Source organism: Pseudoduganella sp. GW821-FHT05F09 (genome assembly GCF_059419605.1).
The window spans coordinates 887,351-908,062 of the sequence record NZ_JBWKSD010000002.1 but is presented as its reverse complement, the minus strand read 5'-3'; the positions used below and the strand labels follow the sequence as shown (position 1 = coordinate 908,062).

The 20,712-nt window shown below is 64.1% G+C and carries 21 protein-coding genes; 15 read left to right on the top strand and 6 right to left on the bottom strand.

Annotated elements, in window-relative coordinates:
- Window positions 1-32 precede the first annotated feature (32 nt).
- Window positions 33-1,418 (bottom strand): M23 family metallopeptidase, encoded by a 1,386-nt coding sequence (locus AC07S4_RS09360; RefSeq protein WP_494986375.1) that lies wholly within the window; start codon window positions 1,416-1,418, stop codon window positions 33-35.
- Between the two features lie 156 nt (window positions 1,419-1,574).
- Here AC07S4_RS09360 and tyrS point away from each other — a divergent pair, with 156 nt between their 5' ends.
- From tyrS to AC07S4_RS09300, 12 genes are all read left to right on the top strand, one after another.
- Window positions 1,575-2,810, top strand: coding sequence for a tyrosine--tRNA ligase (tyrS, locus tag AC07S4_RS09355; RefSeq protein ID WP_494986374.1), 1,236 nt, complete (start codon window positions 1,575-1,577; stop codon window positions 2,808-2,810).
- The gene (gene dtd / locus AC07S4_RS09350) at window positions 2,807-3,259 is read left to right on the top strand and encodes a D-aminoacyl-tRNA deacylase (RefSeq protein WP_494986373.1); all 453 of its coding nucleotides are present in this window, start codon (window positions 2,807-2,809) and stop codon (window positions 3,257-3,259) included. Before tyrS ends, dtd begins: the two co-directional genes overlap by 4 nt.
- A 13-nt stretch (window positions 3,260-3,272) precedes the next feature.
- A complete protein-coding gene (locus AC07S4_RS09345) occupies window positions 3,273-3,923 on the top strand; it encodes a YbhB/YbcL family Raf kinase inhibitor-like protein (RefSeq protein ID WP_494986372.1) in 651 nt (216 codons plus the stop codon).
- 10 nt (window positions 3,924-3,933) lie between these two features.
- On the top strand, window positions 3,934-4,575 hold the full coding sequence (locus AC07S4_RS09340; RefSeq protein WP_494986371.1) for a histidine phosphatase family protein: 642 nt from the start codon (window positions 3,934-3,936) through the stop codon (window positions 4,573-4,575).
- 327 nt (window positions 4,576-4,902) lie between these two features.
- Window positions 4,903-5,919, top strand: coding sequence for a tRNA dihydrouridine synthase DusB (gene dusB, locus AC07S4_RS09335; protein WP_494986370.1), 1,017 nt, complete (start codon window positions 4,903-4,905; stop codon window positions 5,917-5,919).
- 42 nt (window positions 5,920-5,961) lie between these two features.
- A complete protein-coding gene (locus tag AC07S4_RS09330) occupies window positions 5,962-6,195 on the top strand; it encodes a helix-turn-helix domain-containing protein (protein WP_056398400.1) in 234 nt (77 codons plus the stop codon).
- Between the two features lie 98 nt (window positions 6,196-6,293).
- On the top strand, window positions 6,294-7,880 hold the full coding sequence (gene purH, locus AC07S4_RS09325; RefSeq protein WP_494986369.1) for a bifunctional phosphoribosylaminoimidazolecarboxamide formyltransferase/IMP cyclohydrolase: 1,587 nt from the start codon (window positions 6,294-6,296) through the stop codon (window positions 7,878-7,880).
- Window positions 7,881-8,005: 125 nt separating this feature from the next.
- The gene (gene ruvC, locus AC07S4_RS09320) at window positions 8,006-8,554 is read left to right on the top strand and encodes a crossover junction endodeoxyribonuclease RuvC (protein ID WP_494986368.1); all 549 of its coding nucleotides are present in this window, start codon (window positions 8,006-8,008) and stop codon (window positions 8,552-8,554) included.
- A 24-nt stretch (window positions 8,555-8,578) separates the two neighbouring features.
- Window positions 8,579-9,157 carry a Holliday junction branch migration protein RuvA gene (gene ruvA, locus AC07S4_RS09315; RefSeq protein WP_494986367.1) on the top strand — a complete coding sequence of 193 codons (579 nt, stop codon included), beginning with the start codon at window positions 8,579-8,581 and terminating at the stop codon, window positions 9,155-9,157.
- Window positions 9,158-9,160: 3 nt separating this feature from the next.
- A complete protein-coding gene (gene ruvB / locus AC07S4_RS09310) occupies window positions 9,161-10,216 on the top strand; it encodes a Holliday junction branch migration DNA helicase RuvB (protein WP_494986366.1) in 1,056 nt (351 codons plus the stop codon).
- Window positions 10,217-10,319: 103 nt separating this feature from the next.
- Window positions 10,320-11,108 (top strand): glutaminyl-peptide cyclotransferase, encoded by a 789-nt coding sequence (locus AC07S4_RS09305; protein ID WP_494986365.1) that lies wholly within the window; start codon window positions 10,320-10,322, stop codon window positions 11,106-11,108.
- 195 nt (window positions 11,109-11,303) lie between these two features.
- Window positions 11,304-12,695: a DUF4214 domain-containing protein gene (locus AC07S4_RS09300; protein WP_494986364.1), complete on the top strand. Its 1,392-nt coding sequence runs from the start codon at window positions 11,304-11,306 to the stop codon at window positions 12,693-12,695.
- An 11-nt stretch (window positions 12,696-12,706) separates the two neighbouring features.
- Here the strand turns inward: AC07S4_RS09300 and AC07S4_RS09295 are convergent, their stop codons facing one another.
- The 3 genes from AC07S4_RS09295 to gcvA all read right to left on the bottom strand — a co-directional run bounded on the left by AC07S4_RS09295 (window position 12,707) and on the right by gcvA (window position 15,555).
- Window positions 12,707-13,528 carry an alpha/beta fold hydrolase gene (locus AC07S4_RS09295; RefSeq protein WP_494986456.1) on the bottom strand — a complete coding sequence of 274 codons (822 nt, stop codon included), beginning with the start codon at window positions 13,526-13,528 and terminating at the stop codon, window positions 12,707-12,709.
- Window positions 13,529-13,725: 197 nt separating this feature from the next.
- A complete protein-coding gene (locus AC07S4_RS09290; protein ID WP_494986363.1) occupies window positions 13,726-14,472 on the bottom strand; it encodes an SDR family oxidoreductase in 747 nt (248 codons plus the stop codon).
- Window positions 14,473-14,634: 162 nt separating this feature from the next.
- Window positions 14,635-15,555, bottom strand: coding sequence for a transcriptional regulator GcvA (gene gcvA, locus AC07S4_RS09285; protein WP_494986362.1), 921 nt, complete (start codon window positions 15,553-15,555; stop codon window positions 14,635-14,637).
- Window positions 15,556-15,700: 145 nt separating this feature from the next.
- On the opposite strand from gcvA, the gene AC07S4_RS09280 reads away from it, so the two are divergent.
- Entirely contained in the window at window positions 15,701-16,162 is a 462-nt protein-coding gene (locus AC07S4_RS09280; protein ID WP_494986361.1) for a YaiI/YqxD family protein, read from the top strand.
- Between the two features lie 9 nt (window positions 16,163-16,171).
- On the opposite strand, the gene AC07S4_RS09275 is transcribed toward AC07S4_RS09280, so the two are convergent.
- Both AC07S4_RS09275 and AC07S4_RS09270 read right to left on the bottom strand, forming a co-directional pair.
- Window positions 16,172-16,618, bottom strand: coding sequence for a DUF2147 domain-containing protein (locus tag AC07S4_RS09275; RefSeq protein WP_161071674.1), 447 nt, complete (start codon window positions 16,616-16,618; stop codon window positions 16,172-16,174).
- Between the two features lie 163 nt (window positions 16,619-16,781).
- Complete coding sequence (locus AC07S4_RS09270; RefSeq protein WP_494986360.1) at window positions 16,782-19,580, bottom strand: valine--tRNA ligase; 2,799 nt, start codon at window positions 19,578-19,580, stop codon at window positions 16,782-16,784.
- Between the two features lie 274 nt (window positions 19,581-19,854).
- Here AC07S4_RS09270 and AC07S4_RS09265 point away from each other — a divergent pair, with 274 nt between their 5' ends.
- Both AC07S4_RS09265 and AC07S4_RS09260 read left to right on the top strand, forming a co-directional pair.
- Window positions 19,855-20,154, top strand: a complete 300-nt coding sequence (locus AC07S4_RS09265) for a hypothetical protein (protein WP_494986359.1) — start codon at window positions 19,855-19,857, stop codon at window positions 20,152-20,154.
- 171 nt (window positions 20,155-20,325) lie between these two features.
- Window positions 20,326-20,670 (top strand): hypothetical protein, encoded by a 345-nt coding sequence (locus tag AC07S4_RS09260; protein ID WP_494986358.1) that lies wholly within the window; start codon window positions 20,326-20,328, stop codon window positions 20,668-20,670.
- The last annotated feature ends 42 nt before the right edge of the window (window positions 20,671-20,712 follow it).

The window sequence follows — 20,712 nt, the reverse complement described above, 5'->3', positions numbered from 1 at the left end:
CTGAGGGCGCCGTCGAGACCGAGCACGTCGGCTTATTTGGCGGCCAGGCTGGAGGCGTTGGCGTTGGTCGGACGCAGCAGCGCGAAGCGGTGCATCATGTCGCCGGAGACGGTCTTGAAGCGGTTCAGCTCGGCCGCGGTCAGCGGCGCTTGCGCTTGCACGTTGAGCTTGTTCGGATCCTTGGCTTCGCCGCCGACTCGGAACTCGTAGTGCAGGTGGGCGCCGGTGGACCAGCCCGTGGTGCCGACATAGCCGATCACGTCGCCCTGGCTGACCTTGCTGCCTTTTTTCACGCCCGGCGCGAAGCGGCTCATGTGGGCGTAGGCGGTGGTGTAGTTGGCCCAATGCTTGAGCACCACCAGGTTGCCGTAGCCGCCTTGCGTGCCGGCGAAGTCCACCACGCCATCGCCGGAGGCGCGGATCGGGGTGCCGGTGGCGGCCGCGAAGTCGATGCCTTTGTGGGCTTTCCAGTTGCCGGAGATGGGGTGCACGCGCATCGAGAAGCCGGAGGAGATGCGGGAGAATTCCAGGGGGGATTTCAGGAAGGCTTTTTTGAGGGACTTGCCGTCGAAGCTGTAGTAGCCGCCGCCCTGGTTGCTGCTGGGGTCTTCGAACCAGACCGACTGGTAGGTGGTGCCGCGGTTGGTGAATTCGCCTGCCAGGATGCGGCCCGCCCGGATAAATTCGCCGTCTTGCCAGAACGTTTCGTAGACCACGTTGAAATGGTCGCCGCGCTTCAGGTCGGAGCGGAAGTCGATATTGGTGGAGAACATTTCCACGATCTGGCGCACCACGGAGTCCGGCAGCTTGGCGCCGTCGTTGCTGGCGTCGGTGGCCGCGTACAGGGACGAGGAGTTGATGGTGCGGGTGTGCATTTCCACGCGGCGCTCCAGCTTGGCCGCTTCTTCGCTGGCGACAAAGCCGTCGCCCTTGCGGCTGACCAGGATGTTCTTGACCGGAATGTCCTTGCCGTCCACCACGGTGGCGCGCAGCCACACCAGGTTGCCGTTTTCGTCGGTCTGCGCCTGGACCTTCTTGCCGGTCTTCAGCTGCATGACGCCTTTGGCGACCTTGTCCTTCTTGATGAAGGTTTCGGCGGCGTCGTCTTCCACGCCGAGACGGGTCATCAGCGCGGCCAGCGTGTCGCCGGCGCGGATGCGTTCTTCGTGGACGTATTTTTCGGTGGATTCTTGTTGCTCGAGGGCGCCGATTTGCGCGGAGATGTTCGGAAGTTCAAGGGTGGTGGAGACCGACTTGACCGGTAGGTCCGCCGCGTCTGGCGCTAGCGGAGCCACGCCGGCCGCACCAAAGGCGCACACAGCAAGAAAGATTGCCGATGCACTCATGATGCGCGCCTTGCGCGTCGAACCTAGCAAGTTGACCAAGCCTTGGCTTGTGAATTTGTTTATAGGGTTCATGCAATCAGTTAAAATTTACCGCTTGAACTGTTCCGAACTTTGATATTTTTATAGTTGTCGTCTTATCGAGTTTTCATGCGGCAAGATTGATGGGATCGCGAATTATATCAAACTATCGGACTCATCCTACATTTTCACGAGAATTGTGCTCCCCCTATGGTAACTGCAACCCAACCCGCTCTGCCGCTGTCCGACCGCGTGCAGGAAGCCCTGGCCATCACTAAACGCGGCGTCGACGAGCTGCTGATCGAGACCGAATTCGCGCAGAAGCTGGCGCGTTCCGAACAGAGCGGCGTACCGCTGCGCATCAAGCTGGGCCTGGACCCGACCGCGCCGGACCTGCACCTGGGCCATACCGTGGTGCTGAACAAAATGCGCCAGCTGCAGAACCTGGGCCACCAGGTGATCTTCCTGATCGGCGACTTCACGTCGATGATCGGCGACCCGTCCGGCCGCAACGCCACCCGTCCGCCGCTGACGCGCGAGCAGATCGAAGCCAACGCCGCCACTTACTTCAAGCAAGCCTCGCTGGTGCTGGATCCGGCCAAGACCGAAATCCGCTACAACTCCGAGTGGTGCGACCCGCTTGGCGCGCGCGGCATGATACAGCTGGCCTCGCGCTACACCGTGGCGCGCATGATGGAGCGCGACGACTTCACCAAGCGCTTCAAGAACGGCACGCCGATTTCCGTGCACGAGTTCCTCTATCCGCTGATGCAGGGCTACGACTCGGTGGCCCTGAAGGCCGACCTGGAGCTGGGGGGCACCGACCAGAAATTCAACCTGCTGGTGGGCCGCGAGCTGCAAAAGGACTGGGACCAGGAGCCTCAGTGCATTTTGACCATGCCGCTGCTGGAAGGTTTGGACGGCGTTGAAAAAATGTCCAAATCGAAGAACAACTACATCGGCATCACCGAGCCGGGCAATAACATGTTCGCCAAGATCATGAGTATTTCCGACGTGATGATGTGGCGCTACTACGAACTTCTGTCGTGGAAATCGATCGAAGAGGTAGCTGCGCTGAAGAAGGCGGTGGAGCAGGGCGGCAATCCGCGCGACGCCAAGGTGGCGCTGGCGCAGGAAATCGTCGAGCGCTTCCACTCGCGCCAGGCGGCCGAGGACGCGCTGGCCGACTTCGTCAACCGTTCCAAGGGCGGCATTCCGGACGACGTGCCGGAAATCACCCTGGCCGGCGCGCCGGCCGGCATCGCCCAGCTGCTCAAGCAGTCCAACCTGTGCGCCTCCGTGTCGGAAGCGACGCGCATGGTGGACCAGGGCGGCGTGCGCGTGGACGGCACGGTCATCAGCGACAAGGCGCTGAAGCTGGACGCCGGCACGTTCGTGCTGCAAGTGGGCAAGCGCAAGTTCGCGCGCGTCACCTTGACGGCATGATAGGGCTGCTGCAGCGGGTCAGCAGCGCGGCCGTGGTGGTCGATGGCGCGCTGGTCGGCGCCATCGACGCCGGCCTGATGGTGCTGGTGTGCGCCGAGCGCGGCGACACCGAGAAGGAGGCGGACGCCCTGCTGGCGAAGCTGCTGGGCTACCGCGTGTTCGCGGACGAGGCGGGCAAGATGAACCGCAGCGTGACCGACGTGGCCGGCGGCCTGCTGCTGGTGCCGCAGTTCACGCTGGCGGCGGACACCAAGTCCGGCACGCGTCCCTCGTTCACGCCGGCCGCCGCGCCGGCCGACGGCGCGCGGCTGTTCGAGTACTTCGTGAGCCAGGCCAGGCTCAAGCATGCACAAGTGGCCACCGGCCGCTTCGGCGCCGACATGAAGGTGTCGCTGACGAATGACGGCCCGGTCACGTTCTGGCTGCAGGTCGAACCGAAGAAACCATAAAGCGGAGGCGGCGGTGAAACTGTGGAGTGATTCTTTCAAGAACGGCGGCGTCATCCCCGCCGAGTTTGCCTTTGCCGAGCCGGACCCGCAGGGCGGCATCCGCCTGGCGGCCAACCGCAACCCGCACCTGGCCTGGAGCGAGGTGCCGAACGGCACCCAGTCGCTGCTGCTGCTGTGCATAGACGGCGACGCCCCGGCCGACGCGGCCAAGGTCAACCAGGAAGGCCAGACCCTGGACGCCTCCGACGAGCGCGCCGACTTCTTCCATTGGGCGCTGGCCGACATGCCGCCGTCGCTGGGCGCCATCCCAGCCGGCCTGCTGGCCGATGGCGTAGCGGCCGGGGGCAAGCCCGGGCCGGACGTCGAGCTGGCGGTGCTGGACGGCGCCAGCCATGCTCTGCGCCAGGGCCTGAACGACTACACCGGCTGGTTCGCGGGGGACCCGGCCATGGCGGGCGACTATTTCGGTTATGATGGTCCCTGCCCGCCGTGGAACGACTTGCTGGCGCACCATTATGTGTTCCGGCTGTATGCGCTGGATGTGCCGCGCCTGCCCGTCGAGGGGCGATTCACCGGCCAGCAGGCCTGCGCCGCCATGCGCGGACACATACTGGACGAAGCACAAATCATCGGCGTCTACAGCCTGTATCCTCAGGCGCGCTAACCAGGCTTACATGACTACCAGCATTTTATTGATACGCCACGGCGAAACGGCGTGGAACGCCGTGCGCCGCCTGCAAGGCCACATCGACATTCCCTTGAACCAGGAAGGGCAGCGCCAGGCCGACGCCCTGGCGCGCGCGCTGGCCGCCGAGCCGCTGCACGCCATTATCTCCAGCGATTTGCAGCGCGCGCTGCAGACCGCGCAGGCGGTGGCCGGCCCGGGCCGCACCGTGCAGCAGGACGTGCAGCTGCGCGAGCGCTGCTATGGCGTGTTCGAAGGCATGCTGTACGCCGACATTGAACGGACTTATCCGGCCGAGTTCGCCGCCTGGCAGGCGCGCGACATCGACGCCGTGCCGCCGGCCGGTGTGCGGGTGGCGGAAAGTTTCCGCCAGTTCTACCAGCGCTGCACGGAAGGCATCGCCGCCTGGGCCGAGCGCCACCCCGGCCAGACCATCGCCATCGTCGCCCACGGCGGCGTGCTGGAATGCGCCTACCGCGCCGCCAACGGCATGACGCTGGAGAGCCCGCGCGACTTCCAGGTCAAGAATGCCGGCATCAACCGGTTCACTTTCGCCAACGGCAAGCTGGCGCTGCAAAGCTGGGGCGAAACCGCCCACCTCGAACAGCTGGTCCTCGACGACATCGTTTAAGCCGTCCAAGAACCCAGCCAAGCTGAGCCGCATTCGGGGTCTGACCCCAAATGCGGCTGAGCCCGTTTATGGCGTCCTTCGTTTTTCGACAACATCGTCAACTTATCGCCAGCCGACCAAGCTGAGCCGCATTCGGGGTCTGACCCCCAATGCGGCTCAGCTTGGCTGGATGTCAAGTACGTGCGTGCTTATAATTTCCTCAAGGAAAACGAGCGTTCATAACCGCCAAGATGCTTAGTCACGCCGCTCAGATTAAATAGTGCTTATTATTTGAGCAGTCCTTCGGTTAGAATAGACGGTTTCCCCGTTCATTTTCAGGCTTACCCAGTGCAAATCGGTCCGCATATCCTCCGTAACAATGTCTTCGTCGCCCCTATGGCGGGCGTGACGGACAGGCCTTACCGCCAGCTCTGCAAGGAGCTGGGCGCCGGGTATGCGGTGTCGGAAATGGCGGCCTCGAATCCGCGCGTGTGGGCTTCGGAAAAGAGCGCGCGCCGGCTCGACCATGCCGGCGAGATGGAACCGAAGGCGGTGCAGATCGCCGGCTCCGATCCGCAGGAACTGGCCGAGTGCGCCAAGCACAATGTTGACAAAGGCGCACAGATTATCGACATCAATATGGGCTGCCCGGTCAAGAAGGTGTGCAACAACTGGTGCGGTTCGGCCCTGCTGCCGCACGAGGACCTGGTCGAGCGCATCCTGCACGCGGTGGTGGGCGCGGTGGACGTGCCGGTGACGCTGAAATTCCGCACCGGCTGGGACCGCGAAAACAAGAACGCGCTGCGCATCGCCCGCATCGCCGAGCAGGCCGGCATCCAGATGCTGACCCTGCACGGCCGCACCCGCGCCGACGGCTACACCGGCGACGCCGAGTACGACACCATTGCCGCCGTGAAGGCCGCGGTCGGCATCCCGGTGGTGGCCAACGGCGACATCACTTCCCCGGAAAAAGCCCGCTTCGTGCTCGACCAGACCGGCGCCGACGCCGTCATGGTGGGCCGCGCCGCCCAGGGCCGCCCGTGGATTTTCCGCGAGATCGACCATTATCTGCGCACCGGCACCCATCTGCCCGCGCCGCTGGTGGCCGAAGTGGCCCAGCTGATGGATGAACACCTGCAGGCGCACTACGCTTTTTATGGCGAACGCAAGGGCATGCTGACGGCGCGCAAGCACATCGGCTGGTATGTGCGCGACCTGGAAGGCGGCGAGGAATTCCGCCAGCGCATGAACCGCCTGGAGTCCACGCAGGAACAGTTGCAGTCGGTTAAAGAATTTTTCGAATCGCAATGGAAGTATGGCGAGCGGTTACAATACCGCCTCGCCGAAGAAATGCTGGCGGCCTGAGCGGCGCCAGCGTGGCAGATCAATTAGCAGAAATATATAAAAATGAGCAAAGAAAGCATTCAGGAAGTCGTCCAGAAATCGCTGGAAGATTACTTCAACGATTTGGGCGAGCAGCAGGCGTCGAACATCTATGACATGGTCGTGCTGACCGTGGAACGTCCCATCCTCGAAGTCGTGATGACCCGCGCCGACGGCAACCAGTCGCATGCCGCGCAGATGCTGGGCATCAACCGCAATACCCTGCGAAAGAAATTGCAGGAGCACGGCCTGCTGTAAGGTCCGCTGACGTCCCGGCTTGCATGGCTGTGACCGGCCTGTGCGGCCGGTGAGTTGATCCTTTGTCCCACAGAATACTCAACAACCTAGCCACAGCCATGATTAAACAAGCTCTCATCTCCGTTTCCGACAAGACCGGCGTTCTGGACTTCGCCCGCGCCCTGTCCGCCATGGGCGTCAACATCCTGTCCACCGGCGGCACCGCCAAGTTGCTGGCCGACAATGGCGTGCCCGTGACCGAAGTGGCCGACTACACCGGCTTCCCGGAAATGCTGGATGGCCGCGTGAAGACGCTGCACCCGAAAGTCCACGGCGGCATCCTGGCGCGCCGCGATTTCCCCGAGCACATGGCCAAGCTGGAAGAGCACGGCATCCCCACCATCGACATGGTGGTGGTCAACCTGTACCCCTTCCAGGCCACCGTGGCCAAGGACAGCTGCACGCTGGACGACGCGATCGAGAACATCGACATCGGCGGCCCGGCCATGCTGCGCTCGTCGGCCAAGAACCACAAGGACGTGGTAGTGATCTGCGACCCGGCCGACTACGGCCAGGTGCTCGCCGAGATGAAGACCACCGACAACGCGCCGGGCTATGTGTCCTACGAAACCCGCTTCATGCTGGCCAAGAAGGTGTACGCGCACACCGCGCAGTACGACGGCGCCATCGCCAGCTACCTGAGCAGCCTGGGTCCGGACCGTTCGCACGCCAACCGCGCCGCCTACCCGCAAACGCTGAACGCGCACTTTGAAAAAGTGCAGGACATGCGCTACGGCGAAAACCCGCACCAGTCCGCCGCGTTCTACCGCGACCTGGCGCCGGTGGCCGGCGCGCTGGCGAGCTACACCCAGCTGCAGGGCAAGGAACTGTCGTACAACAACATCGCCGACGCGGACGCCGCGTGGGAGTGCGTGAAATCGATGGGCGGCTTCGACCAGAGCGCAGCCTGCGTGATCGTCAAGCACGCCAATCCGTGCGGCGTGGCGCTGGGCGCCAACGCGGCCGACGCCTACAAGCGCGCGCTGCAGACCGACCCGACCTCGGCCTTCGGCGGCATCATCGCCTTCAACGTGGAAGTGGACGGCGCCGCCGCCACCGAGCTGGCCAAGCTGTTCGTGGAAGTGCTGATCGCACCGTCGTTCACCGCCGAAGCCAAGCAGATCCTGTCGGCCAAGCAGAACGTGCGCCTGCTGGAAATCCCGCTGGGCAACGGCGTCAACGCGATGGACTTCAAGCGCGTGGGCGGCGGCCTGCTGGTGCAGTCGGCCGACTCGAAGAACGTGCTGCTGGCGGACCTGAAAGTGGTGACCAAGCTGCAGCCTACCCAGCAGCAGCTGCAGGACCTGATGTTCGCCTGGCGCGTGGCCAAGTACGTCAAGTCCAACGCCATCGTCTTCTGCGGCAATAACATGACGCTGGGCGTGGGCGCGGGCCAGATGAGCCGCATCGACTCCGCGCGCATCGCTTCCATCAAGGCGCAGAACGCCGGCCTGACGCTGACCGGTTCGGTCGTGGCGTCGGACGCCTTCTTCCCGTTCCGCGACGGCCTGGACGTGGTGGTGGACGCGGGCGCGACCTGCGTGATCCAGCCGGGCGGTTCCATGCGCGACCAGGAAGTGATCGACGCCGCCGACGAGCGCGGCGTGGTGATGCTGTACACCGGCACCCGCCACTTCCGCCATTAATCCGCCGTAAGCGTTGATCAAGCGGGGCCGGACAGGGAAACCTGGCCGGCCCCGTTTTTTATTGCACTGTGCTTATATACAGCTTTTGCTGCTTGCCAGCCATGTTGTTGATGTACAATCCGAGCATGATTATTCTCGGCATCGACCCAGGTTTGCGCACCACCGGCTTTGGCGTCATCCACAAACAGGGCGCGAAGCTGCGCTATATCGCGTCCGGCACCATCAAGTCCGGCGAAGGCGATCTGCCGGCCCGCCTGAAAGTCATCCTGGACGGCGTGAGCGAAGTGGCGGCCACCTACCAGCCGGACTGCTCCGCCATCGAAAAAGTCTTCGTCAACGTCAATCCCCAGTCGACCCTGCTGCTGGGCCAGGCGCGCGGCGCCGCCATCTGCGCGCTGGTCAGCAACGGCCTGAGCGTGGCGGAATATTCGCCCACCCAGCTCAAGCAGGCCGTGGTCGGCACCGGCAAGGCCGACAAGGCCCAGGTGCAGGACATGGTGGCGCGCCTGCTGGCGCTGCCCGGCTTGCCCGGTTCGGACGCCGCCGACGCGCTCGGCGTGGCCATCTGCCATGCCAACAGCTGCGACGCGCTGGCGCTGATCAGCCTGGCGGGCGGCACGGCGGCCAGCCCGCTGGCCGGCCTGCGCATGCGCCGCGGCCGCCTGGTCGATTAAACCCACAAACAAAGGTTACCACCCATGATCGGACGTCTCTCCGGCCTCCTGCTTGAAAAAAATCCCCCGCAACTGCTGGTTGACGTGCAAGGCGTAGGCTACGAAGTGGATGTGCCCATGAGCACCTTCTACAACCTGCCCGGTGTGGGCGAGAAGGTGGTGCTGTTCACCCACCAGGCCATCCGCGAAGACGCGCACCTGCTGTTCGGCTTCGGCAATGCCGAGGAACGCGCCGTGTTCCGCCAGCTGATCAAGATCAGCGGCATCGGCGCGCGCATGGCGCTGTCCATCCTGTCCGGCATGTCGATTGCGGACCTGGCGCAAGCCGTCACGCTGCAGGAATCGGGCCGCCTGGTGAAAGTGCCCGGCATCGGCAAGAAAACCGCCGAACGCCTGCTGCTGGAGCTGAAAGGCAAGCTGGGCGCGGACCTCGGCGCGGGCGGCGCGCATCCGGTGCACGACTCCCAGTCCGACATCCTGAACGCGCTGATCGCTTTGGGGTATTCTGACAAGGAAGCGCTGCTGGCGCTGAAGACCGTTCCCGCCGGCGCCGGCGTGTCGGACGGCATCAAGCAGGCGCTGAAAGCGCTGTCCAAAGGTTAATCAATGAGCATCCAGACCGACGATTTCACCGAACAGCGCATCATCGACGCGGCGCCGTCTTCGCCCAATGAAGAGGCGATCGAACGCGCCCTGCGCCCCAAGCACCTCGATGAATATGTCGGGCAGGCCAAGATCCGCGACCAGCTGGAGATCTTCATCTCGGCCGCGCGCAAGCGCAAGGAAGCGCTGGACCACACTTTGCTGTTCGGTCCCCCGGGCCTGGGCAAGACCACGCTGGCCAACATCATTGCGCGCGAAATGGGCGTGAACCTGCGCCAGACTTCCGGCCCGGTGCTGGAGCGCCCGGGCGACCTGGCCGCCATCCTCACCAACCTCGAAGCGAACGACGTGCTGTTCATCGACGAGATCCACCGCCTGTCGCCGGTGGTGGAGGAGATCCTGTACCCGGCGCTGGAGGACTACCAGATCGACATCATGATAGGCGAAGGCCCGGCGGCGCGTTCCGTCAAGCTGGACCTGCAGCCCTTCACGCTGGTGGGCGCCACCACGCGCGCCGGCATGCTGACCAATCCGCTGCGCGACCGCTTCGGCATCGTGGCGCGGCTGGAGTTCTACACCGTGCCGGAACTGACCAAGATCGTCAGCCGCAGCGCCGCGCTGCTCAAGGCCAGCATGGACGTGGAAGGCGCGGCCGAAATCGCCCGCCGCGCGCGCGGCACGCCGCGTATCGCCAACCGCCTGCTGCGCCGCGTGCGCGACTACGCGGAGGTGAAGGGCAACGGCGACATCACGCGCGACGTCGCCGCCGCCGCGCTGGTGATGCTGGACGTGGACACCGTCGGCTTCGACGTGATGGACCGCAAGCTGCTGGAAGCGGTGCTGTACAAATTCGGCGGCGGCCCGGTCGGCATCGGCAACCTGGCCGCCGCCATCGGCGAGGCGGCCGACACCATCGAGGACGTGCTGGAACCGTATCTGATCCAGCAAGGCTATCTGCAGCGCACGCCGCGCGGCCGCGTCGCCACGCCGGCGGCCTACAAGCACTTCGGGGTCACGCCGCCGCGCACCAATCCCAACGGCGAGCTGTGGGACCTGTAGCCATGGCCGCCTTTGCCGCCGCGCGTGAACCCGATGCCGACCAAGCAGGCGACCTGACGCTGGCGCTATACTGCATGGTTTAACGATACGCTACGGAATAACCATGCAAAGTTGGAGCAGCATTCATGCAGTAGCGCGCCTGGCCGCAGCCGGCCTGGCGCTGTGCGTTTCGGTGACGGCGGTCCAGGCCGCCGTGCCGGTGTACGGCTACGAAATCAAGCACAGCTACCCGCACGACCCGCAGGCCTTCACGCAGGGGCTGCTGTTCCAGAACGGCATCCTGTACGAAAGCACGGGCCTGAACGGCCGCTCCTCGGTGCGCAAGGTGGCGCTGGAAACCGGCAAGGTGCTGCAGAAGACCGACATCCCCTCGCAATTCTTCGGCGAAGGCATTACCGCCGTGGGCAACGTCATCATCGGCCTGACCTGGACCAGCCAGACCGGCTTTATCTTCGACAGCGAAACCCTGCAGCTCAAGCAGACCTTCAGCTACCCCGGCGAAGGCTGGGCGCTGGCCACGGACGGCGAGCGCCTCTACATGAGCGACGGCACCGCCTACATCCGCGTGCTGGACCCGAAAACCATGCAGCAGACCCGCCGCATCCGCGTTACCGCCGACGGCGAGCCGGTGACGCAGATCAACGAGCTGGAATGGGTGGAAGGGCAGATCTACGCCAACATCTGGCAGACCGACAAGATCGCCCGCATCGATCCTTTCAGCGGCCGCGTGCTGGGCTGGATAGACCTGAGCGGCCTGGCCGCCAAGGCCGGCATCGAATCCGGCAGCGACAACGTCCTCAACGGCATCGCCTACGACAGCGTCAAGCGCCGCCTGTTTGTAACCGGAAAGCTATGGCCCAAGCTGTTCGAAATTGAACTGAAACGTAAATAATCAAGTTGCAATAGGCGATAGCAGCTCGCCAACTCTGCGCGCCGCGCGGTGTGGACGGCTGGCTACAGTGACTATCGGTAATGCCCGTCCGCCATTGAATGTTGCTGCGCAGCCGGTTAGCCTGCTGGATATTGCCTCACGGCATTATTCTGGCCGGCAGCGGCCGCCACAGCTTCAGTTCGAACGGATCATCCCATGGACATTACCCCGCCCCGCCTCGTCAGCTTTTCCATGCCCGCCACGCTGGACCTCAGCCTCGGCGCGCGCAACCTGTCGCTGCGGGTGGACGCGCGCGACGAAACCGGCGGCTCCGACCCCGGCTGGGCGCAAGTCTGGATGCAGCAGTCCGTCATCTCCCCGCTAGGCCCCAGCCAGGCCATCATGATAGGCGCGCCCGGCAGCGCGGACCCGTTGAGCGACGGCTCCGCCAGCCGCGTGTTCCCGGTCGGCACGGCCACGCCGCCCGGCGTGTACAGCGTGTACGAAGTCGCGGTCTACGATATGGCCGGCAATGTGAAACACTATTTCGACACGGACTTGGCCGCCATGGGCTTCAACACCTCGGTCACCATTACCGGCGGCGTGGCGGACACCACGGCGCCGGTGCTGACCGGGCTGGTGCTGCCGGGCGTGGTGGACATCAGCGGCGGCGCCCAGCAGCTCAGCTTTACCGCCCATGCGCAGGACGGCGCCGGCAGTGGCGTGGCCGGCGTGGACCTGTTCTTCGACCGCGATTTTTATCTGGACACCTTCACCGGTCCGGCGGTATCGATCGGCGGCTTCGTGGGCGGCAGCGACACCTTTTACGACGGCACGCTGAACACCGCAGCCTACACCGGCACGCTGTCGGCGGAAACCGCCCTCGGGGTCTACAACCTGCTGGGCGCGGTGGTCACCGACCAAAGCGGCAACGCGACGGAATACACCGCAGCCCAGCTTGCGGCCATGGGCGTCAATACCCATTTCGAAGTGCGCGACGGGGTGCCCGCCGAAGCGCCGCCTGAAGCGCCGCAGAGCGGCCCGGAACCCAGTCCCGCCATCATCCAGGGCGGCGCCGGGCTTGATGAAGTGGCGTTTGCCAAGGCCAGCACCGGCTTCACGCTGCGCAAAGCCGGCGGCGGCTTTCTCGTCACGGACGGCCAGGGCGTCAGCAGCACGCTGCTCAGCGTGGAGCGCGTGGCGTTTTCCGACCAGACCATAGCGTTCGACGTGGACGGCAACGCAGGCCAGGCCTACCGGCTCTACCAGGCCGCGTTCGACCGCCAGCCCGACTTGCCGGGCCTGGGCTACTGGATCTCGCATCTCGATGACGGGCTGGCCCTGCGCGACGTGGCCGCGTCCTTCCTGGGCAGCCAGGAATTCACCCGCCTGTACGGCGCCGCCCAGCCGAACCAGCAATTCGTGACCGAGCTGTACCACAACGTGCTGCACCGCGACCCGGAGCAGGCCGGGCTGGACTTCTGGGTGCGCGCGCTGGACAATGGCGCCATGCGGACGCAGTTGCTGGTCGACTTCAGCGAAAGCGCTGAAAACATGGCGCAAGTCATCGGCGTGATCGAGCACGGCATCGCTTACATTCCCTACTAAGCCTTGCGCCGCTACTTCAGATTGCGGCCGAGGAAGCCTAGGATCTCAGCGGCGATTTCGTCGTTATGCGTTTCCAGCGCAAAGTGGCCGGTGTCCAGCAAGGACAGCTCCGCGTTCGGCAAGTCCCGCTTGAACGCTTCCGCGCCCGGCGGCAGGAAAAAGGGATCGTTCTTGCCCCAGACTGCCAGCAGCGCAGGCTGGTGCTGGCGGAAGTACTCGTGCAGCTTGGGATACATCGCGACGTTGTTGCGGTAGTCGTAGAACAGGTCCAGCTGGATATCTTTCTGGCCGGGACGGTCCAGGAAATACTGGTCCAGGTTGTAGCCGTCGGGCGACAGCGCGGCGGCATCCTTCACACCCTCGGCGTATTGCCATTTGGTTGTTTCCGGTTTCAGCATGCCGGCAATCGCTTCGCGCCTGGCGGGCGTGTTCTCCTTCCAATATGCCTGGATGGGCGCCCACGCCGTGCTCAGGCCGGCCTCATAGGCGTTGCCGTTTTGCGAAATGATGGCGGTGATCTTTTCCGGATGCGCGAGCGCCAGGCGCCAGCCGACCGGCGCGCCATAGTCGAATACGTAGATGGCGTAGCGGTCCAGTTTCTTGGCGGCGGTGAAGCCGTCGATGACCTGGGCCAGATTGTCAAAGGTGTACGCGAAGGGTTTGTCGGTGGCCACTTGCGTCATTCCGAAGCCTGGCAGGTCGGGTGCGATGACGCGGTACTTGGCTGCCAGTTTGGGCATCAGATTGCGGAACATATGCGACGAGCTTGGATAGCCGTGCAGTAGCAGCAGAACCGGTGCGTTGGCCGGCCCCGCCTCGCGGTAGTAGACCATGTGGCCGTCGACTTCGATGCTGTTGTAGCTGACGGCGGACGATGCGGTGGCGGCAGCCGAAGCCGGGCCTGCGGCGGCCACGGAAGCGACGCCCAGGGCAGAAATCAATTTAAAGAAGGTGTTCATATTTTTCTTTCGTAGGAAGGACTCGGCCTGGCATGGCGCGCCGCTGGAAGCGGCTTGCCATCCGGCGGGTGTTAGAACTGGGACAGGCCGCCGTCGGCAACCAGCTCGGCGCCGGTCATGAAAGATGCATCGTCACTGGCCAGGAACAGCACGGCTTTGGCGATTTCACCGGCGTCGCCGAAGCGGCCCAGCGGAATCGAGGCCTGAATCGACGCGGCGGCTTCCCCCAGTTGCGCGTCGGTGAGGCCGAGCTTGCTGTGGAAGTTGGTGGCGATCGGGCCGGGGCTGACCGCGTTGACGCGGATGCCGCGCGGCGCCAGTTCGGCGCCCAGGCTGCGGGCCAGCGAGCGCACGGCGGCTTTGGACGCGGACAGGATGGAGAAGCCCGGCGCGCCGATTTCGTTCAGGAAGGAGGTGGTGAGCACGATGCTGCCGCCCTGGCCCATGAGCGGAGTGGCTTTCTGCACGGTGAAGAAAGCGCCCTTGAAGTTGATCGAGAACTGCGTATCGATCTGTTCTTCGGTGACGGCGTCGAGCGTGGCCACGGTGCCGACGCCGGCATTGGCAAACAGGATATCGAGCTTGCCGAAGCGCTGCTTGACGGTCTCGAAAACCGTGTCCAGATCGCCGGCCTTGCGTAGATCCGCCGCCAGCACCAGCACTTCTTTGCCCAGCACTTCGCGCGCCTCCGCCATGCGCTCGGCATTCACGCCAGTGACGATGACACGCGCGCCTTCGCTCTGCAGCAGCCGCGCGGTTTCCAGGCCGATGCCAGTGGTGCCGCCGGTGATCAGTGCAGTTTTTCCGTTCAGTTTCATGATGGTTCTCCGATGAGTTGAGGTGGCTTGAACAAACCGTGTTGTGTTTGCCGTGGTTCCACTATCGGTGTTTGAGCGCGGCGCGACAAATCAGAAGATCTGTCGCCGCGAGATAGAATTTCTATCGCGGGCCGGCGTGCGCCAGCCCTGTGCAGGCCCGGTTCAGTGCCCGCGCTGGAGCTGGGCTTCGGCCACCATCCAGTCGCGGAACGCGGCCACCGCCGGCGACGGGGCGATATCGTCCTTGCAGACCACGAAGTAGGCGAATTCGAAGGGCTGGCTGTCGCCAAAGGGACGCATCAGGCGGCCGGCCGCGAGATCGTCCTGCACCAGGGAGCTGCGGCCGAGCGCCACGCCGCGGCCCGCGATGGCTGCTTGCACCACCGCTGCGGAGTCGTTGATCTGCAGGCCTTTCTCCGCGTGGATGCCTTTGATGCCGGCCTTGGCCAGCCATCCGCGCCAGGTGGGGAAGCTCGCTTCAAAGCGCATGGACGCATCATGTATCAGGGCGTGATGCGGCAAGTCCGCGGCGCTGCGCAGGGGGTGTTCGCCGGCGAGCAGGGCAGGGCTGCACACGGGGAAGAAGGTGTCGCAGAACAGCCGCGTGGCCTTGAGGCCGGACCAGCGGCCGGCGCCGTAGCGTATGCCGACATCGACGCGGTCGGTGTTGAAATCGACGATGCGGCCATTGGTGTCGAGTATCAAATCGAATTGGGGATGCAGCGCCTGGAAGCGTTCTACCCGGCTCAGCAGCCACTTGTCGGCGAACGCAGGCGGCACGGTCACGGTGATTGACTGCCGCTCCACGCTCGCCTTCAAGCGGCTGACTGCCAGCGACAGCTGATCGAATCCGCTTTGCAGCTCCGGCAGGACCGCGCGCGCCGCCTCGGTCAGGGTCAGGCGGGCGGGGCCGCTCAGCGCGCGATGGAACAGCGCCACGCCCAGATATTCCTCCAGTCCGCGCACAAGTTGGCCTACCGCCGCAGGGGTGACGTTCAGTTCCTCGGCCGCCGTTACATAGCTTGAATGGCGTGCGGTCGCTTCAAAGGCGCGCAAGGCATTGAGATTGTTTGGGGCGCGCATGGGGGAACCTTCGAAGGGGCCGGGCCTAGGTCCGGCAGACTTCGCATCATGGCAGTTGCCATGTCCTGCGTCAAACCGCATCCGCCTGGACGCTTGCTGCGCGCCAGGGCGGCTATACTGTCGCCCATCGTAGACAGGAGACACAATGCAAATTTGGGTGGACGCGGACGCTTGTCCGGCCGTGATCAAGGACATCCTGTACCGGGTGGCCGAGCGCACACAGATGCAGGTGACGCTGGTGGCTAACCAGCTGATGCGGGTGCCGCCGTCGCGCTTTGTGCGCTCGGTGCAAGTGCCGTCCGGGGCGGACGTGGCGGACCAGGAAATCGTGCGCCTGCTGGCGCCGGGAGACCTGGTCATTACTGCCGACATCCCGCTGGCGTCGGACGTGCTGAAGAAAGGCGGGCTGGCGCTCAACCCGCGCGGCGAGTTCTACACCGTGGACAACATCGCGCAGATGCTGACCATGCGCGCCTTCATGGAAGAGCTGCGCAGCGGCGGCGTCGACACCGGCGGCCCCGCGCCGTTCAGCCAGTCGGACCGCCAGAGTTTCGCCAACGCGCTGGACCGCCACCTGGCCAAGGTCAAGGCGGCCAGCCGCGGCTGATTTTCCCGCTTACTCCTGGCGCAGCCAGGTCTGCGAGCGGCCCAGCATCGGTACGCCGATGTAGCCGCGCACTTTCAGCTTCTTGCCGCCGTCGGCCAGTTCCATCTTGCTCTTGTAGACCTTGCCGTTATCCGGATCGAGGATCTCGCCGCCGGTGTACTCGTCGCCGTCTTTTTTCAGGCCGGACATAAACACCATGCCCAGGATGGGCTGGTCCTTGCGCGCGTCGGTGCACTTGTCGCACTTGGGATTCTGCTCCTGGTCGGCGGGGCGGAACAGCTTCTCGATCTTGCCCTGCAACACGCCGTTGCTCTCGCTGATGCGTATCAGCGCCTTCGGCTTGCCGCTCACGTCATCGATATTTTTCCACAGGCCAACAGGGCTGGCATCATCGGCAAAGGCAGGCGCCATGACGACGGCGGCGGCCAGGGCGCCGGCTTTGATCCAGTTACGCATAAGGTTGTCTCCAAAAGTTATGTTTGTCCGGCGAGTGTAGCGCCAATTAATAGAATAGTCGTACTATTTCGTGCCGTACCCTTGCAAAGCAAAAAAAAGGGGTCAGGGTTGATATTCCCGCTTGGGAATATCGACCCTGACCCCTTTTTGCTATGGAGCTAGTTTATGCCGGCAGCTTGGCCAGTTGTTCGCGCATCTTTTCGATGGTGGCGGTGAAGTTGGCCAGGCGTTCTTTTTCCTGGGCCACGACGGCCGCCGGGGCGCGGGCAACGAAGCTTTCGCTGGACAGCTTGGTGCTGGCCTTGGTGATTTCGCCGTCGATGCGGGCGATCTCTTTCGACAGGCGCTCGCGCTCGGCCGCAACGTCGATCTCCACTTTCAGCATCAGCTTGGTGGTGCCGACGATGGATACGGCCGCCGTGGTCTCCGGCAGCGTGTCGACGATGGTGACGTCGGCCAGCTTGCCCAGGGCCTGGATGTAGGGGGCGAACACGGCCAGGCGTGCCTTGTCGTCCGGCGACGACGCTTCCACCACCAGCGGCACGCGCAGCGACGGCGCCAGCTTCATTTCGCCGCGCAGGTTGCGCGTGGCGTCGGTCAGCGTTTTCAGCTCGCCCATCCAGGCTTCGGCCGCTTCGTCGATATTCGCCAGGTTAGGCAGCGGGTATTGCTGGGTCATGATGGACTTGTCGGCGCTGTCCTTGCCTGCCAGCGGGGCCACGGCCTGCCACAGTTCCTCGGTGACGAACGGAATGATGGGGTGTGCCATACGCAGCACCACTTCCAGCACGCGCAGCAGCGTGTGGCGGGTGGCGCGCTGCTGGCCTTCGGTGCCGTTCTGTACCTGCACCTTGGCCAGTTCCAGGTACCAGTCGCAGTACTCGTCCCACACGAACTTGTAGATGGTGCTGGCGATGTTGTCGAAGCGGTAGTCTTCGAAGCCCTTCACCACGTCCGCCTCGGCCTTCTGCAGCAGCGAGATGATCCACTTGTCGGCCTGCGACAGGTCCGCTTCGCTCGCGCTGCAGTCCTTGCCTTCGGTGTTCATCATCACGAAGCGGGTGGCGTTCCACAGCTTGTTGCTGAAGTTGCGGTAGCCTTCGCAGCGGCCCAGGTCGAAGTTGATGTTGCGGCCCAGCGAGGCGTAGGACGCCATCGTGAAGCGCACCGCGTCGGTGCCGTAGGCGGCGATCCCTTCCGGGAATTCCTTGCGCGTGGCCTTGGCGATCTTCTCGGCCGCTTTCGGGTTCATCAGGCCGGTGGTGCGTTTTTCCACCAGGGCTTCGATGCCGATGCCGTCGATCAGGTCGATCGGGTCCAGCGTGTTGCCCTTGGACTTGGACATCTTCTGGCCCTGCGAGTCGCGCACCAGGCCGTGCACGTACACGGTGTTGAACGGCACCTTGCCGGTGAAGTGCGCGGTCATCATGACCATGCGCGCGACCCAGAAGAAGATGATGTCGAAGCCGGTCACCAGCACGGACGACGGCAGGAAGGCCTTCAGGTCAGGCGTTTCTTCCGGCCAGCCCAGGGTGGAGAAGGGCACCAGCGCGGACGAGAACCAGGTGTCGAGCACATCGTTGTCGCGGCGCAGGGCGCCGGTGCTGCCGGCGGCCTGCTGCTTGGCCACCGCTTCGGCTTCGGTGCGCGCCACGAAGATGTTGCCCTGCTCGTCGTACCAGGCCGGGATCTGGTGGCCCCACCACAGCTGGCGCGAGATGCACCAGTCCTGGATGTTGTTGAGCCACTGGTTGTAGGTGGTGTTCCAGTTTTCCGGCACGAACTTGATCTCGCCGCTGGCCACTTTTTCCAGCGCCACGTCGGTGATCGACTTGCCCGGGTTGAAAGTGCCTTCAGGGGCCGGCTTGCTCATGGCGACGAACCACTGGTCGGTCAGCATCGGTTCGATGACGACGCCGGTGCGGTCGCCGCGCGGCACCATCAGCTTGTGCGGCTTGACCTGCTCCAGCAGGCCTTGCGCGTCCAGGTCGGCCACGATCTGCTTGCGGGCGGCGAAGCGGTCCAGGCCCACATAGGCGGCCGGCGCGTTGTCGGCGATCTTCGCGTCCAGCGTCAGGATGGTGATCATTTCCAGCTTGTGGCGCTGGCCCACCGCGTAGTCGTTGAAGTCGTGCGCGGGGGTGATCTTCACGCAGCCGGTGCCGAAGGCCTTATCCACGTAGGAGTCGGCGATGACGGGGATTTCGCGGTCGCACAGCGGCAGCTTGAGCATCTTGCCCACCAGCGCCTGGTAGCGCTCGTCGGTCGGGTCCACGGCCACGGCTACGTCGCCCAGCATGGTTTCAGGACGGGTGGTGGCCACGGTCAGGAAGCCGCTGCCGTCGGCCAGCGGGTACTTGATGTACCACATGGAGCCGTCTTCTTCTTCCGACGCCACTTCCAGGTCGGACACTGCGGTGCCCAGCACCGGGTCCCAGTTGACCAGGCGCTTGCCGCGGTAGATCAGGCCTTGTTCGAACAGGCGCACGAACACTTCGGACACCACTTTCGAGCGCGGCTCGTCCATGGTGAAGTATTCGCGTGCCCAGTCAGGCGAGGTGCCCATGCGGCGCATCTGGCCGGTGATGGTGGAGCCGGATTTCTCTTTCCACTCCCAGACTTTTTCGATGAACTTCTCACGGCCCAGGTCATGGCGCGAAATCTTCTGCGCGTCCAGCTGGCGCTCCACCACGATCTGCGTGGCGATGCCTGCGTGGTCGGTGCCCGGGATCCAGGCGGTGTTATGGCCCAGCATGCGATGGTAGCGGGTCAGGCCGTCCATAATGGTCTGGTTGAACGCGTGGCCCATGTGCAGCGTGCCGGTCACGTTCGGCGGCGGCAGCTGGATGCTGAAGGAAGGCTTGGACAGGTCGAGCGAAGCGGCGTAGTAACCGCGCTTCTCCCACTCGCTGCGCCAGAACTGTTCAATGTCGGCGGGCTCGAAAGACTTGGCTAATTCCATGATGTTGGGCTGTGTTGTAGGCGAAAACGACCATTATAAAGGGGCAATGCCGCCAGCGCATGCCGCCAGCGCCGCAGTGCACAATATTTCGCCATAATATGTGCCATATTGATAATGAAAGGCCGCCACCGTGGGCGCAACGCCGTTCAGACCTCCGGAAAACCGCTCCGCCGCAGCGCGGTGGGCGCTGCGCTGCCTGCGCTATGGCTGGGCGGCGCCATGCACTGCCCTTGGCATCTGCCTGGCTGCGCCCGCGTTCCTGTTTGGCGCCAGGATGCGGTCCGTGGACGGCGTGGCCGAGATCGCGCTGTCGGTGCGCCGGGACGCCGGCTGGCTGCGCAAGCTGCCTTTCGTCGCCATTACTTTCGGCCACGCGGTCATCGGCGCCACGCGCGCGGACCTGGAGCGCCTGCGCCTGCACGAGCATGAGCATGTGCGCCAATATGAACAGTGGGGGCCGGTTTTCCTCGCCGCCTATCCGCTGGAAAGCCTGTGGCAGATGCTGCGCGGCCGCCGCGCTTACCTCGACAACCGCTTTGAAGTGCTGGCGCGCGCCAAAGAAGTCCACCTGTAAGCAAATACAGCAAGTTGTAAGCACGTGTAAGGCTGGTCAACTGCCGCCTCCCGGCCCGCGTTTTCTGCTCAGAGACGCGGCAAAACCAGCTGCCCTGGAACTGAAGTAAATGAGTGGTAAGTTAGTGGAAACAACCTAAACCGTTTATATTAATTTAAAGAGGATTACATCATGACCAAGACCATCGCTACCCTGATCGCCGGCCTGTTCGCTACCGCAGCTTTCGCACAAACCCCTGCTCCTGCAGCATCGCCTGTACCTGCGGCAAAAACCGAAGCCAAGGTTGTGAAAGCCGAAGCCAAGGAAACCAAGGAAGTTGTGAAAGCCGAAGCCAAGGAAGCCAAAACCGTGGCCAGCGCCAACGCCGATGTCGCCAGCGCCAAGGCCGACGCCAAAGTGGAAAAAGCCAAGGCGCATGAGAAGTCCGCAAAATCGAAAGCCAAAGCACACGCCAAGGCCGCCAAGGAAGTGAAGGCAGCTGAAACCGCCGCCGCCCCTGCCGCGCCAGCCAAGTAATACTTTCGGCCCTGATGTAGATCCCCGCTTCGGCGGGGATTT